This is a genomic window from Micrococcus sp. KRD026, assembly GCF_017168445.1.
Lineage (GTDB): Bacteria > Actinomycetota > Actinomycetes > Actinomycetales > Micrococcaceae > Micrococcus > Micrococcus luteus.
In genome coordinates, this window is sequence record NZ_JABFBA010000030.1 from 29756 (window position 1) to 43741 (window position 13986).

The window sequence follows — 13986 nt, forward strand, 5'->3', positions numbered from 1 at the left end:
ACGAGCAACGCGGGCAAACCAGATGGCCAGCACCGGGCAGTTCCCGTGGCCATCACTGGGCAGTCCTCATGGCCGTCAGCGGGTCATTCCCTGGCCACCTATGGGCAGCTTTTCATGGCCGCTTACAGTGGTAGATGCCGGGGCCCCGCTTCACCCCCTGGGGTGTTGTGGTGACTCAAGTATGAACAGCCGAATGCGCGCGGGGCATCTCCGGGACAGATCACAGCCCAAAGGACCACAAAATCACCATCATTCTCCACGTGCTATCCACAGGCAGACCGTTGAGAAAACGTGGCCTCCGTGCGGATTGTGGAATATACGGAGGCCACTGTCCACAGATTGCGCAGTTGTCACGTCGCCGGGGAATCGCCCGTCGCGTAGCCCGGGACTAGGTGATGCACTGTCGCAGGGGTCCTAATTGAAATCGGCGTAGACAACCGAAGTTGAGAGAGGTGTTGAATCCGGCTGCGGATTCGTCGCGCGTCACGCCGCGAGACAGTTAGGCGGTGTGTCGTCCGCCCCGCTCCCCCATCGCTGCCGTCAGGCTCGCCAGACGGCGGCGTTCGGCGTGCTGGTACACCTCTACGGACTTCCCATCGGAGTGGCCGGCGTACGCCTTCAGCTCCGCCGTGGTGGCCCCGGCCTGGCCTAGACGGGTCAGGGCGGTGTGTCGGAGGCCGTGCCACGTGAAGTTCTCCACAGGGTTCTCCCCAGCCTCGGCCCGATGGGCGTTGAGCGCCTTCAACGCGGTGTTGAACCGCTTGCGGACGGTGTTGGGGTTGTTCAGGCCGTTCCCGCCGCCCACGCGAGGGAACAGCAGCCCGTCCGGCCCCGGGGCGGCGTGCGCGTCTAGATGAGCGGCCAGGTCACCCGCGATCACCGGGGGCACGGGCACCTCGCGCCGTCCGGCGTCCGACTTGGGGGATTCCTCGCGGACGCCGGACCCGCGCGCCTGAACCTGGGATTCGACGCGGACCCATGTGGTCCCGTCCGGGTCCGTGGTGACGTGACGACGGCGCAGCGCGAGGACTTCCCCGATTCGCAGGGCGCACCACCCGGACAGCAGCACGGCCAGGCGGTCCGCCTCGGGCATCAGGTCGGCCAGGGCGGACAGCTCGGCGTCCGTCAGTGTCTCCCGGTTGCGCTGGGGGAGGTTCGGGCGGCGCAGGCGGCGCGCGGCCAGGGGAGGGACGGGCGAGGTCAGCAACCACGGCGTGAACGTGCGGGGCAGCTCGGCGGCGTCTCCCGTGGCCCACTTGAACAGAGCTGCGACCACTCGATGAATCTGAGCGGCCCCAGCGTGGCCCTTGGACTCTTCGAGCGCGTCGAGCCATGCGTTCAGGTCGAGGGCGGTCACCTCGCCCACGGGGCGATCCCCGAACGTGGGCAAGAAGTGCGCTTCGAGGTGGCGGCGGTAGGTGTAGACGCTGCCGAGCTTCAGGCCGCGCTCGGTCTGCCAGGACAACCACGCCTCGGCCATGTCGCGGACGGTGCGGGAGTCGGCAGCGGCCTGGGCGCGCCGGGCCTCTTTCTCGGCCTTAAGGCGGGCGCGGGTGACGGCGGGCGGGACGAATGTCCCTCGGGCCTTCTCTCCACGGGCGATGTCGAGGGCTGCGCGCGCGTCACCGAGCGTCGCAAACGAACCGATTGTGTGTTGGTAGCCGTCCACGGTGAGGCGGGCGCGGTAGCCGCCTCCGGGCAGGCGGTCCACGCCTCTCGGCAGGCGCTGGGGCTTGGGCATCTTCCCTCCGGATGACGAACTGACTACCAGGTGACTAACTCTATGGTACGTTGTGACCGTTCCTGAGTAGTCATGGAACATGCGCGATCTGCCAAAATCCGCGCAGACATGCGAAAGGCCCCGTAACCACTGGGGTCACGGGGCCTTCTCGCGGAGACGGGGGGATTTGAACCCCCGGCCCAACTTTCGTCGAGCCCTTCATTAGCAGTGAAGTCCATTCGGCCGCTCTGGCACGTCTCCTCCATCCGGCGCGCCTCGCACGGGGCGACGCGCGGTCAGACCGGTCCAGCTTAGCGCGCCAAGCCAGGGCAGGGCAAAGGAACGCCGTGCTCACGGGCGGGATCCCCACCGCGCACGAGCGGGGCCCCGGATCCATGGATCCGGGGCCCCGCGTGATCTGTCAGCCGTCCGGCCTGAGGCCGACGCGTCCGTTCAGATCAGATACGGTCCTTGCGGTCCTTGCGGCCGTCGAGGTCGCGATCGGTGGCGTCGCCGTCGACCTTGACGTCCTCGTGGCGGACCTCCTCGGTCACCGTCTCGGTGTCCTGCACCTGGCGCTTGCCCAGGGAGACCTTCTCGGCGTCCACGGTCTTGTCGACGACCGGGGTCTCCTCGTAGGTGGTCACCTCGACGTCGCCGTCGCGGCCGGCGGTGCGGGCCTCGGCGGAGTTGGGGTCGACGGACTCGCGCTCCACCACGACCTCCTCGCGGGTGACGGGCACCTCGACGGTCTCGGTGGTGGTGTAGGCCTGCTTGCGCAGACGGACGCGGCCGGAGGCGCGGCGCTCGGTGCCGACGTTCAGCTGCTCGTCCTTGACGACGACGGAGTCGGCGTCGGTCACGTCGCGGCGGTCACGGTCGGCCACGTCGCGGCGGTCGCCGTCCACGACGGCCTCGTCGCGGCGGTCGGCCACGCCGGCCACGCCCGCGGTGCCGGCCACGCCGGCGGCGCCGGCGTCGGTGCGCACGTCGTCACGACGCACGTCGCCGTCGTGATCCACGGCGGAGTACTCCATGGAGTAGTACTCGTAGATGCGCTGCTCCTCCTCGGGGGTCAGCGAGCCGTCGGCGTCCACGTTGGGAGCGTCCTTCACGAAGGACTTCTCGAAGGGCACCGTGATGCCGTCGGCAGTGGTCTGGGCCTGCTGCAGCGGGACGAAGGTCTCGCGGGCGCCGAACAGGCCGGTCTTCACCGTGACGAAGGTGGGCTCGTTGGTGACGTCGTCGAGGTAGACCTGACCGACGGAGCCGATCTTGTCGCCGTCGGTGGCGAAGACGGTGGAGTTCTGCAGCTGGTCGAGAGCGTTGCGGTCCATGAGGAATTCTCCTTCTGAATTGGTGTTTTGTTGCCTTACGCTCATTCACAATTCCCCATGGGCCCGAGTGGCGTCAACCATCGGCCCCCCAGATTCCCAATTCCCAGACTTCTCCCAGAATCTCAGTGCGATCCGCATGATTCCGCGGATTCTTCGTCCGGGCCTGCGGTGGATCCTGGGGGATCGGTGGGAGTGTGGCGCATGCGGTCCGCGACCCTTGACGGCCACCGATATTGTGTGGAATACGCGCGCCACAGGCGTGAAAACGACCCCGAGGAGAGTGGAGGCCCCATGTCCGAGCCCCTGGTGGCCGATCGCCGCCTCGCAGTGGTGGGAGCCGGCCCCCGCGGCGTCATGCTGCTGGAGCGGATCCTCGCCCGACTCGAGGGCGCGGCCCCGGACGCACACCCCCGGCGGCTGCGCATCGACGTCGTGGACCCCTACCCGCCCGGGCCAGGGCGGGTGTGGCGCACGGACCAGTCCGAGCTGTACCTCATGAACACCCCCGCGTTCTTCCCGACCGCGTGCGCCGCCGACAACCCCGGTCTGCGCCCCTCCACCGCCGCCCAGACCTTCGACCAGTGGCGTCGCGTGCACCCGGAGGCCAGCCTCGGCGTGCGCCGCCACCAGTACCCGGCGCGGGCGGTCTACGGGCGCTACCTCCGGCACCTGTACAAGGACGTCGTCGCGGGGCTGCGCGCCCGTCCCGAGGTCGTCGAGGTCGTCGAGCACCGCGCCGAGGCCACCGCCCTGCACCCCCGGCCCGACGGCGGTGCCCGCCTGGAGCTGCGGGACGCCGACGGCGCGGTCGCCGCGCTCGACGCGGACGCCGTCGTGCTCTGCCTGGGCCATCAGCCGGCGGAGCTCAGCCCCGGCCAGAACCGGATGGCCGCCGCCGCGCGGGGCCGGGACGAGCTGCACTACCAGGGCCCGCAGATCCCCTCGGACGTGGACTGGGAGACCGTGGAGGCCGGGGCGGACGTCCTCGTGCGGGGCATGGGCCTGAACGCGTTCGACCTGCTGGCCCAGCTCACCCAGGGCCGGGGCGGGGTGTACCGCCGCACCGGCGACGGACCCGGCCGGGCCCTGCGGTACGAGCCGTCGGGGGACGAGCCGCGCCTGCACCTGATGTCCCGCCGCGGCATCCCGTACCTGCCCAAGGCGGAGGTGGACGCCTTCGTGCCCCGCGGCGTCACCCTCAGCTACCTCTCCGACGCCGCCGTGGACGCCCTCGCCGCCCGGCACGGGGCCCTGGACCTCGCCGAGCACCTCTGGCCGCTGCTGCACCGCGACGTGGTCCGGCACTACTACGCCACGCTCGTCCGGGCCCAGCCCGAGATCCTCGGCGGCCCCGTCGAGGCGCGCCGGTTCCTCGGGGAGCTCGTCGGCCAGCTCGAGGAGGCCGGCCGCGGCGCCCCCGTGACCTCCGCGCACGCCGAGGAGCTCCTCCAGCGGTACGCCCCCGGCCGCCGCTTCCTCGACATCCTGGCCTATGGATCCCCGTTCGAGGACGCCGTGTTCGCCTCCCATGAGGACTATCAGCGGGCCGTCGCGGACTTCATGGAGCAGGCCTGCGTGGAGGCCGCCCTCGGGGAGGAGTCCCCGTTCATGATGGCCGTCGGCGCGCTCCATGCCGGCCGACTGCGGATCAAGGCGTGGATCGCCGAGGGTCGGATCGCCGAGGCCTCCCGCATCCGGGACGTCCAGGGCTGGTTCGAGCCGCTGGTCGAGGGCCTCGCCTCCGGCCCGCCCCTGTGGCGCGTCGAGCAGATGCTGGCGGTGCACCGGGCCGGCCTGCTCACCTGGGCCGGCCCCGCGCCCGTGGTCGAGGCCGAGGACCACGGGTTCACCGCCCACAGCCCCCAGGTGGGAGCGCAGGACTCGCTGGGGCCCGCCGTCGTCGAGGGGGCCTGGCTGGTGGAGGCGATGATGCCGCCCAACCGCGTGCAGGCCGCCGCCTCCCCGCTGGTCCGTCAGATGCTGGCGGACGGCGTCGCCGCGGCCGGGACGTGGGAGGACGAGGAGGGCGTGCGCGTGCCCGCCACCGGCTTCGACGTCACGGCCCGCCCGTACCGGCTGCGGGCCGCGGACGGCACGGCCCACGCGGACGTGTTCGTGCTGGGCCTGCAGCTCTCGGGCGTGCAGTGGGGCACCGCGATCGCGGCCGAGGCCGGGGCCGATCCGACCGGACGTGCCCTCTTCCTCGCCGACGCCGACGCCGCCGCGGCGGCCGTGCTCGCCGGCTGAGCCCCCACGACGACGGCGGGGCCGCCCGGGTGGATCCCGGACGGCCCCGCCGTCGTCATGCCGGGGGCGGCGCCCCGCGCCCCGTCAGGGACGGGCCGGCCCGCGGCCCTTGCCGGGGTGCTCCGGGCCGTGGCCCTTGCCCGGGTGGTCACCGCCGTGGCCCGGGGTCGCGCCCACGCAGCGCAGCCACTCGCGCACGGAGTTCGCGGGCTTGCCCGGCACGCCGCGCGGATCGGTCACGCCGTCGCAGGTCTCGCCCGGGGAGGGCTCCGGCTCCGGCTCCGGGGTCGGCTCGGTCACGGGCGCGTCGAGCTGGAGGCCCACCAAGATCGGGTTGTGGTCCGAGGACCGCCACTGGTCCGCGGAGTACAGGTCCTCGGCCACGTAGTTGTGGCGCGAGTACTCCAGGGCCACGGATTCGTTCGCGTTGATCATCCAGATGTCCTGGCCGGTGATCGCCGTCGCCGCCGACGGCGAGGCGTAGATCCCGTCCAGGCTGCCGACGGCGCCGCCGAACGCGTACGAGTACTCGCCCGTGAGCGCGCCCTGCGAGACGTACCCGGCCGCCTCGAGCACGCGGATCGGGTCCTCCTTCTCGTAGGCGTTGAAGTCGCCCATCAGCAGGACGCGGTCGGTGCCGGTCTCGGCCTTCATGCGCTCGGCGAAGGCCACGAGGGCCTCGGCCTGGCCCACGCGGTCCGCGTTGTACGCGCCCTGGCCGTCGCCCGCGTCCACGTTGCCCCCGGTCGCACCGGAGCCGCCCTTGGACTTGAAGTGGTTGGTGATCGCCACGAACTCGGTACCGGCCGCCCCCTCGGACGTGCCGTCGGCGGCGCGGAACAGCTGCGCCATCGGCTCGCGTGCGTTGTCGAAGTTCGTCTGGTCGTCCAGGATCACCGACTCGCCCACCGGGGTGACCTCGGCCGGCTGGTAGATGAACGCGGAGCGGATGACGTCCTCGTCCGCGAGCGCCGGGCGCTCGGCCGGGGAGGCGACGAAGGCCCAGCGCTGCTCGCCGGCCTGCGCGTTGAGGGCCTCCACGAGGTGGGCCAGCGCGTGGTCCCGGTCGAGGCCGAACTTCTCGGAGTTCTCGATCTCCTCGAGCGCGACCACCGACGTGTCGAGACCGTTGATCGCGGCCGCGATCTTCTCCTGCTGGCGGGCGAACGCCTCGGAGGTGTAGGCGCCGCGCGGCAGGCAGCCGTTCGTGGTGACGGGGGTGCCGGCGCGGTCGCGGTAGGCGCTGCAGCCGGCCACGTCCTGACCCAGGGTCGTGAAGTAGTTGAGCACGTTGAAGCTGCCGACGGTGACGTTGCCGCCGACCGCCTCGGGGGCGGCCTCGGCCGGGCGGGTGTCCTCGATCGTCACGGGCTGGACGGCGGCCGCCGTGGCGTCGGTGAGGTGGCCCAGCGGCTGGAAGGACCACGCGTCGAAGCGCCAGTCGAGGATGACTCCAGTGGTGAACTCCAGGCCCGCGCCCACGCGCACCGGCTGGTCCGCGTCCAGGTACGGCAGCGGGTTCTGGTTGCCCGGCGAGCGCATGAAGTTCGTGGTGGCCCCGTCGTCGAGCACGATCAGCTGCTGCGCGTTGGCGGCCGCGACGGCTTGTGCCTCGGCGCCGGGCCGGGCCACCGACGTCGGGTTGTCCAGCGGCGTGGTGCCGGGGACGATGCCGAGGGAGCCGTACTGGTTGAGGGAGTAGTTGTCCGTGACCGTCCAGTCGCCCTGCGGGGCGAGGACCATGCCCTCGAGGGCCTCACGGTCGGCCTCCTCCAGCGGGAACTCCGCCGGCGTGGGGGCCACGGCGCCGGGCTCGGCGACCGGCAGCACGCCGCCGGCGGCGACCTTGATCTGCGTGAGGCCGTAGTGCTCGGCCGCTTCGCCCGTGACCTGGACGTGGTCGCCGAGCGTCACGGAGCCGACCGTGTCCGGCGAGTACACGAACACGCCGTCGGAGGCGCCCGGGGTGGCGTCGGGGGTGTCGCCGCCGGTGCCGGCGGTCTGGATGTAGTAGCCGTCGTAGCCGCCCGTGGAGTACACGGCGGTGACGACGCCGGTGGTGGTCACCTGGCGCCCGGCGTACGGGGTGGCCGTGCCGGTGCCCTGGAGCTGGGCGATGGTGATCCGCTCGGCCGGGGTCGGCTGCGGCTCGGGCTCCGGGGTCGGCTCGCCGCCGGTGGCGGCGGCGTTGGTCGGGGTGACCTGGTCGGTGACGGTGAAGTCGGCGCTGTTGTCGTCCGTGTCCACGCCGTTCGTGCGGGTGAGGGACTTCGGGTCCGAGTTGGCCGCGGGGGCGCCGGCGGCCGCCGTCTCGAAGGTGTTCGTGGCTCCGTAGCCGAGCACGTCCGCGACGCCCGGCACCTGGCCGGTCACCACGGAGCCGACCGGCAGGTCCGTCACGGTGCCCGCCTGGCGCGCGAGCACGATCGTGCCCTTGGTGCCCGCGGGGTTGAACGCCCCGCCGGCCACGAGGTCCGCCTGCGGCAGGGCCGCGCCCGCGGTGCCGTTGGAGCCGCCGGAGACCAGGAAGTGGCCCTTCGCGGGCACCGTGCCGGACAGCGCGACCGTGCCCTGGGTCGCGGCCGTGCCGGCGGCGGAGCGGTACTGCAGGGACCAGCCGTCGAGGCTGATCGGCTGGTCGGTGGGGTTGTAGAGCTCCACGAACTTGTGGGTGTACACGGCGTTCGCGGAGCCGCCGTTGGTGTACGCCTCGTTGATGACGAGGGAGTCGCCGGCCGGGCTGGCCTGGGAGGGCAGGGCCACGGCGGGGGCGAGCAGGGCCAGGGCGGCGGTGGTCACCGCGGTGCGCGCGGCGAAGCGGGGCAGGGGGATCATGTCGTCCTCGGTCTCGTTCTCGATGGGTCAGCGGGGCAGGCCCGCGGCGGTCAGCCAGGCATGGGCGGAGAAGACGGGGTGCGTGGCGGCGCCGCGCTGCACGCCGCGGCCCTTGCCCGGGTGGTCCTCGCCCTTCACGCGGCCCTTGCCGGGGTGGTCGGCGCCCTTGTCATGGCCCTTGCCATGACGGGCTGCTCCGGCTCGGTGGGGGTCGGGGCCGCGGTGACCTCGAGGGCATGGCGCACCACGGTCGTGCTGCCGTCGGCGTAGCGCACGGTCATCACGAGCTCGCCCGTGCCCGCGGCGGCGGGGGCGGTGATCCCGGAGAGCGTGACGGTCTCGGAGCCCGCGGGGACGGCCACGGTGCCCAGGGCGGTCTCGGTGCCGTCGGCCGTGCGGAAGGCGACGTCGACCGCGGTCGCCGCGGGGGCGCCGTCGGAGTCCACCACGAGGTCCCCGAGGGTCAGGCCGACGGCCTGCCCGGCCTCGACCGAGGCGGGGGCGTCGGTGACCGGCACGCCGTTCTTGCCGAAGTCCGGGGCGACGGCGCCGTGGGCCGCGTCCTGGGCGCGGGCGTAGTCCGTGATCGCCTGGGAGTCCAACAGGCCCATGTTCACGAAGTTCTGGCGGCCGGTCGCGAAGGCGGTGTAGCCGTCGGGGGCCTTGGTCGGGTCCCCGAGCGTCGTCCAGGTGTCGTCGGCCAGGAACGACTGGCTGGCCACCGTGTACATGCGGTCCGCCTGGAGCGGCTCGCCGTCGATCCACACGCCGGTCACCTTGTCCCCCTGCGGGCGGGACTCGTCGTAGGTCCAGGTCAGCTCCTCGGACCAGCCGAGGGTGAACTTGCGCACGTCGTTCCGCCAGTTCTCCTCGAGGGCCAGCTTGATGGAGGAGCCCGGGATGTCGAAGTAGGTGATGGTGTTGCCGAACGGCGCCATGTCGAGCAGCTCGCCCAGGGTGAGGCGACCGACGAGGTCGGCCGGCTTGGCCGGGAACGCGCCGCCGTCGGTGAAGCGGTCCGTCAGCAGCTCGGAGCGCAGGCCGCCGGGGTTGGTCACGCCGAGGTCCACCTCGGGGTTCGCCTGCTCGGCGGCGTGCTTGACGGCGTCGCCCACCCAGGTGCCCAGGGTGGTCTCGGCGGCGCGCGTGCCGCCGGCCTTCCAGGAGCCGCCGGCGTCGATGAGCTTCTGGTAGTCGGTGGTGATGGAGGCGGACAGGTCGGCCACGACCTCGCCCTGCAGGTCCTCGAAGACCGCGACGGCCTCCTGCTCGATCGCGTACACCTGGGCGGTGACGGGGGATTCCGCGGCGGCCTCGGCGGGGGCCTGCGTGGACCGGGCCAGCAGGCGCGGGGTGAGCCCGGTGACCTCGCCGTCGGCGCCCACGGTCAGCTCGACGGCGGCCAGGTGGCTGCCGGAGGCGCCCGCCTGGATCACGGGGCGGTGGGCGCCGCCGGCCGTGGTGTCGTACTGGTAGAGCTGGTGGGTGTGGGCGTTGAAGATGACGTCCACGGCGGAGGAGGTCTCGCCGACGATGCGGTCGAACTCGGCCCGGGCCGCCCGCTCGGCGGCCAGCTCGCCCGCCCCGGCGGCGCCGTCGTGGTACGAGGCCACGATCACGTCGGCGGCGTCCTGGGCCTCCAGCTCGTCCGCGACCGCGTTCACGGCGGCGACCTCGTCGAGGACCTCGTTGCCCTTCAGGCCCGCGCCGGTGGTGGTCGCGTACAGCTCGTTGGGGGAGGCGCCGATGACCGCGACGCGCACGCCGTCGACGTCGAAGACGGCGTGCGAGGTGAGGACGGGCTCCTTGCTCGTCGGGTCCACCAGGTTGGCGGAGAGCACCGGGAACTGGGCCCGGGACTCCACACGGCCCTGCAGGTCGTCCAGGCCCTTGTCGAACTCGTGGTTGCCGGCGGTGAGCGCGTCCAGGCCGAGCGCGTTCATCACGTCGATCGTCGGGTTGTCCTGCTGCACGTTGGACACGGACTTCGAGCCACCGATCAGGTCGCCGGCGCTGGTCAGCAGCGTGGAGCCGGCGCCGTGCTCGGCCTCGAACGCGGTGCGGTAGTCCTCCACGGTGTCCGCGAACTGCGTGCCGATGTAGTCCGCGGACAGCGCGCCGTGGAAGTCGTTGAAGGACAGGATCGAGATGGTGGTCTCGTCCGCGGCGGCCGTCTCGACGGCCAGGGCGGGCGCCGCGCTCGCGGGCGCGAGGACGAGGACGGTGCAGGCGGCCGTGGTGACGGCACGGCGGCGGAACAGGCTGGGCATGGCTCTCCCCGGGATGCGTGATGACAGAGGTGCGCCGCCGGTGGACGGCGGGGTGACGCGGGGAGTCCATCACATCCAGGTGGCCTCCAGGTGAACGAGAGGCGGCGGGCCGTCCGGCCCGCCGCCTCTCGTCGTGTGCACGCGGATGGTGAGGGATTCGAACCCTCGGCACGGGGTCACCGCGCACCGGTTTTCAAGTTCCGCCGGGCACGTAGTCATGCGGATTCTGGCGTGTCACGGCGTCCACGATTTGGCATGATTCCGCGGTTCCCGTGCCCGTGCGTGCCGTTCCGTGGTGCTCCGTACCCGTGCGTGTGGCCACAGATTGGCCACACGTGGCCACGCCTGGCCACAGGGTGGCCGGTTGAGCGGGGACCGGGCCGCGAGCGCGGCCGGGGCGTCGTGTTCGGGGGGTGTCTACTGGACGCCCCCTCGAGGTCGTGCCGCCGGCTGTGCTGGGGTACTCGCTGCACGAGTACCCATTGCGGCGAGGGCGGCGGGGAAGGGGGTCGGTAGTGCCGACGCCCTGCGGGAGTAGCGCGGGGAGGGTGTCAGCAGTGCTGACGCCCTTGGAGAGCGGCGCGGGGAGAGGGCCGGCGGGACGGGGGAGAGGTCGCGTGATGCGTTACGTCCCTGGGGGTGGCGTAACGCGAAACGTTACGGCCCCAGGGCGTGGGGAGAGAGATGACTACCGGGCGGAGTCAGGGCGGCCGCTGATCGTGAAGATCAGAACCCCCCTATGGCGGGGTCACCAGTCGCGGACGGTGGTGGCGGCCTTTGCCATGCGCGCGGCGGTGGCGTTCGCCTGGCCGGCGCGTCGGTTGCAGGTGCGGTGCGAGGGGCCGATGTACTCGGCCCGGTCGTCGGAGTGGTCCAGCTCCCAGAGTGCGCCGGGAGCGATCGGCTCACCGCAGCGTGCGCAGAGGGCCTGGCCGGATTCCACGAGTGGCCGGTACCGCTCGCGCGTGCGTTGGTGTGCGGAGCCGTAGCCGCGGGCGGCTGTGCTGCGCAGTGTCACGGGTGCCTCCTCGTGGTGGTTGTGGTCGGCCCCGGCACCGTGTGGTGCCGGGGCCGGTGTGTGGCGCTGGGGAGTCTCGGCGGCCGCGCAGTGCGCGGAGGATAGCCCGCTCGTCCCCATCGGTCCGCGTCCCGGTCAAGCAGCTTCAGGAGAGCGTCGGGGGCGGTGACGTTGACGCCGGCCGCGCCGTCGTGGGCGCGGGGTCTGGTGGGCGGCCGCGTGGGGCTCACGCGGCCGCCGTGGGTCAGGCGGTCAGGTCCACGGAGACGAACGCGGCCGGCCGCTGCACGGCCAGGCCGTAGCGGCCCTCGAGGCGGAACTGTGCGGTGTTCTTCTGGAAGTGCTCGCCGCCGGCGTCCACGTGGAGCGTGGCCTCCTGGCGGGTGAGCAGCCGGGCTGCGGTCCAGTCGGCCAGGACGGCCGAGCCCTGCGGGACGGCGGTGGAGGCGACGCGGGGCAGGTTCCACAGGCCGGTGGTGCCGGCGGAGGTGCCGGGGCCTCCGAGCAGGAACGCGCCGTCGCCGGCCGTGCCCTCGCGCAGCAGGTCGAACGCCTCGGCGTCCACGGGGTTGAGCGCCCACGCGGTGGGGGTGATCCCGTAGACCTGGAGCTTGGTGAGCGCCTGGCGGGTGGTCTTGAACAGGTCGCCGGCCCACGCCTGGGCCTGGATGCCGGAGGTGTGCAGGATGCCGGTGAAGTTCTCCCCGGTGCCGTTGCCGTTCAGGGCCTGGGCCTGGAGTTCGTCCTCCAGGCCGTTGGCCATCTCCGTGGCCAGGAACGTGCCGAGGCTCGCGTCGTCGTGGAAGTAGCGCTGCGGCACGGGCTCGGACAGGTGCGCGATCACGCGGTATCGGCCCTCGACCTCCTCGAGCGTGTAGAGCGAGGTGGGCTTCTGCGCGCCGTCCGGCACGGGGGCGGCGTTGTTCTCCCGCACGGTCTGGCGGAGGAACGAGTACGTGTTGCCGCGGCCGTCACCGTCGCCGTAGACGAGGCTGCCGGCGTGGTGCTCGGCGGTCTCGTAGGTGTACGCGGCGTTGCCGTCGCTGGTGCCGGTGCCGCCGCGCAGCAGGTCGAGGATCGTCCGGGGCTCGGACGGCATGGCCACGACCTCGGGGCTGATCGGGTCCGGGACGCCGATGGTGCCGGAGACGAGGGCCTTGATGCCGGCGCGTTCGGTGCCGGCGGCGGTGCGGACGGACTTCAGGGCGGTTGCGCCCCACTCGGCGCGGGACTTCAGGGCGGTCATGGGCGATCCGTTCGGGGAGGTGGTGGAGGTGGTGCGAGCGCCGCCGACCTCGGCGGCCAGGGCCTTGGCCTGGGCCGTCACGTCGCGGTCCTTGTCGTCGGCCTTGAGCTGCGCGATGAGCTCGCGGCCCTTGGCCATGTGCTGGTCGTACTCGGCGCGCTCGGCGTCGGTGAGGGTGCGGCCCTCGCGGTCGGCCTTCTCGGCGATCTCGCGGGCGGTGCGTGCGGCGGTCTGCGCGTCGGTCTTGAGCTGGATGCGGTGATGCTCACGGAGCATGGTTGTCCTCCATCGGGACGGCGGCCAGGGGGGCCGCGGGGGGCAGGGTGGACCCTCTCGGCTCTGGTGAGACGCGCACGGGTGCGCGGAGCGGTGAGGGGGTGATGCCAGGGCCGTCTAGTCGCCCTGCGGTGCAGCCAACGGACCGGTCTCTCACGGCTGGCAGGCTGTCTGCCTACGCCTCGCGGTCCCGGCGGTGACGGGGCGGGCTCCTCCGACTTACCACGTGGGCCTCGTCGTTGGCCGGCCCCCCGGCGGGGGACGCTTGCGCTACGCCGTAGCTTAGCACGCCCCCCGGCCGAGGTCCGCGAGCGCGGGTCATCCGGTGAGCGTGTCCGCCTCGGGGGCGGTGCCGGTGATGATGCGGGCCAGGGCCAGGACGGTGCCGCGCAGCTCGTCGGCGTCCATGCCGGCCAGCAGTCGGGCCAGGCCGTCGCCGTCGTCGTTGGTGAGTGCCTGGACGATGGCGTTGGCGTCGGCGTAGCGGGCGGCGGTGGCGCGTAGCAGGGCGCGGTGCTCGGGGTTCATGGTGGGGGTCCTCTCGGGTCAGGCGGCCGCGGGGCCGTCGTCGTGGGGGTGGTGCTCGGCGGCCAGGGCTCGGGCGGAGCGCTCGAGGTCGGGGACCGTGCGGCCGCGGATGCGGGAGACGGGCACGCCGTACCGGGCCGCGAGCGCGCGGCGGGCGAGGTCGAGGCGGTGCAGCTGCACGGGCCGGACCGGGGCGGCGGCGCCGATGGGCTCGGGGGCGGGGCCGCGGCGGCTCATGCCGGCACCTCCTCGGCCTCGTCGTGGTCCTCGTGGTCCTCGGCGTCGGGGACGGCGAGGAACGGGGCGAGCTGGCGGACCTGCGTGGCGGCCTCAACGAGCATGTCCCGGGTCTGCTGGTAGTGGCTCGCTGTCGGGCTGGCCACGTCGCGGACGGTGCGCACGTAGGCGAGGACCCCTAGCGCGGTCTCGAAGTCGGACACGGTGGGCGGCTCGGCCGACGTGAACGGGTAGGCGGTCATCTCGGGGGCGGTCATCGGGGGTTCCTCCTC

At 72.6% G+C, this 13986-nt stretch carries 10 protein-coding genes and 1 tRNA gene; 1 reads left to right on the forward strand and 10 read right to left on the reverse strand.

Annotated features, from left to right (window positions below):
* Positions 1-499 precede the first annotated feature (499 nt).
* From J1M40_RS10845 to J1M40_RS10855, 3 genes are all read right to left on the reverse strand, one after another.
* Positions 500-1741, reverse strand: coding sequence for a tyrosine-type recombinase/integrase (locus J1M40_RS10845; RefSeq protein WP_206450790.1), 1242 nt, complete (start codon positions 1739-1741; stop codon positions 500-502).
* A gap of 151 nt (positions 1742-1892) precedes the next feature.
* Positions 1893-1981: transfer RNA gene (locus tag J1M40_RS10850), tRNA-Ser, on the reverse strand.
* A gap of 197 nt (positions 1982-2178) precedes the next feature.
* On the reverse strand, positions 2179-3057 hold the full coding sequence (locus J1M40_RS10855) for a PRC and DUF2382 domain-containing protein (RefSeq protein ID WP_144819209.1): 879 nt from the start codon (positions 3055-3057) through the stop codon (positions 2179-2181).
* A gap of 291 nt (positions 3058-3348) precedes the next feature.
* Between J1M40_RS10855 and J1M40_RS10860 the strand changes: the two genes are divergently transcribed.
* Entirely contained in the window at positions 3349-5304 is a 1956-nt protein-coding gene (locus tag J1M40_RS10860; protein ID WP_206450791.1) for an FAD/NAD(P)-binding domain-containing protein, read from the forward strand.
* 84 nt (positions 5305-5388) lie between these two features.
* On the opposite strand, the gene J1M40_RS10865 is transcribed toward J1M40_RS10860, so the two are convergent.
* The 7 genes from J1M40_RS10865 to J1M40_RS10895 all read right to left on the reverse strand — a co-directional run.
* On the reverse strand, positions 5389-8139 hold the full coding sequence (locus J1M40_RS10865) for an ExeM/NucH family extracellular endonuclease (protein ID WP_206450792.1): 2751 nt from the start codon (positions 8137-8139) through the stop codon (positions 5389-5391).
* Positions 8140-8273: 134 nt separating this feature from the next.
* Positions 8274-10409: a bifunctional UDP-sugar hydrolase/5'-nucleotidase gene (locus J1M40_RS10870; RefSeq protein WP_241252234.1), complete on the reverse strand. Its 2136-nt coding sequence runs from the start codon at positions 10407-10409 to the stop codon at positions 8274-8276.
* Between the two features lie 748 nt (positions 10410-11157).
* Positions 11158-11427, reverse strand: a complete 270-nt coding sequence (locus J1M40_RS10875) for a hypothetical protein (protein WP_170079774.1) — start codon at positions 11425-11427, stop codon at positions 11158-11160.
* A 244-nt stretch (positions 11428-11671) separates the two neighbouring features.
* Positions 11672-12949 (reverse strand): phage major capsid protein, encoded by a 1278-nt coding sequence (locus J1M40_RS10880; RefSeq protein ID WP_101963169.1) that lies wholly within the window; start codon positions 12947-12949, stop codon positions 11672-11674.
* Between the two features lie 318 nt (positions 12950-13267).
* On the reverse strand, positions 13268-13477 hold the full coding sequence (locus J1M40_RS10885; RefSeq protein WP_101963170.1) for a hypothetical protein: 210 nt from the start codon (positions 13475-13477) through the stop codon (positions 13268-13270).
* An 18-nt stretch (positions 13478-13495) separates the two neighbouring features.
* Positions 13496-13714: a hypothetical protein gene (locus J1M40_RS10890; RefSeq protein ID WP_170079775.1), complete on the reverse strand. Its 219-nt coding sequence runs from the start codon at positions 13712-13714 to the stop codon at positions 13496-13498.
* Positions 13711-13986 (reverse strand): hypothetical protein (locus tag J1M40_RS10895; protein ID WP_206450793.1); only part of this gene is annotated, 276 nt, incomplete at its 5' end. The genes J1M40_RS10890 and J1M40_RS10895, both read right to left, overlap by 4 nt.

Excerpts from the sequence above, each read along its gene's own strand:
- J1M40_RS10880 (WP_101963169.1), bottom strand. The coding sequence starts at position 12,949 with ATGCTCCGTGAGCATCACCGCATCCAGCTCAAGACCGACGCGCAGACC.
- J1M40_RS10845 (WP_206450790.1), bottom strand. The coding sequence starts at position 1,741 with ATGCCCAAGCCCCAGCGCCTGCCGAGAGGCGTGGACCGCCTGCCCGGA.
- J1M40_RS10885 (WP_101963170.1), bottom strand. The coding sequence starts at position 13,477 with ATGAACCCCGAGCACCGCGCCCTGCTACGCGCCACCGCCGCCCGCTAC.
- J1M40_RS10860 (WP_206450791.1), top strand. The coding sequence starts at position 3,349 with ATGTCCGAGCCCCTGGTGGCCGATCGCCGCCTCGCAGTGGTGGGAGCC.
- J1M40_RS10855 (WP_144819209.1), bottom strand. The coding sequence starts at position 3,057 with ATGGACCGCAACGCTCTCGACCAGCTGCAGAACTCCACCGTCTTCGCC.
- J1M40_RS10870 (WP_241252234.1), bottom strand. The coding sequence starts at position 10,409 with ATGCCCAGCCTGTTCCGCCGCCGTGCCGTCACCACGGCCGCCTGCACC.
- J1M40_RS10865 (WP_206450792.1), bottom strand. The coding sequence starts at position 8,139 with ATGATCCCCCTGCCCCGCTTCGCCGCGCGCACCGCGGTGACCACCGCC.
- J1M40_RS10890 (WP_170079775.1), bottom strand. The coding sequence starts at position 13,714 with ATGAGCCGCCGCGGCCCCGCCCCCGAGCCCATCGGCGCCGCCGCCCCG.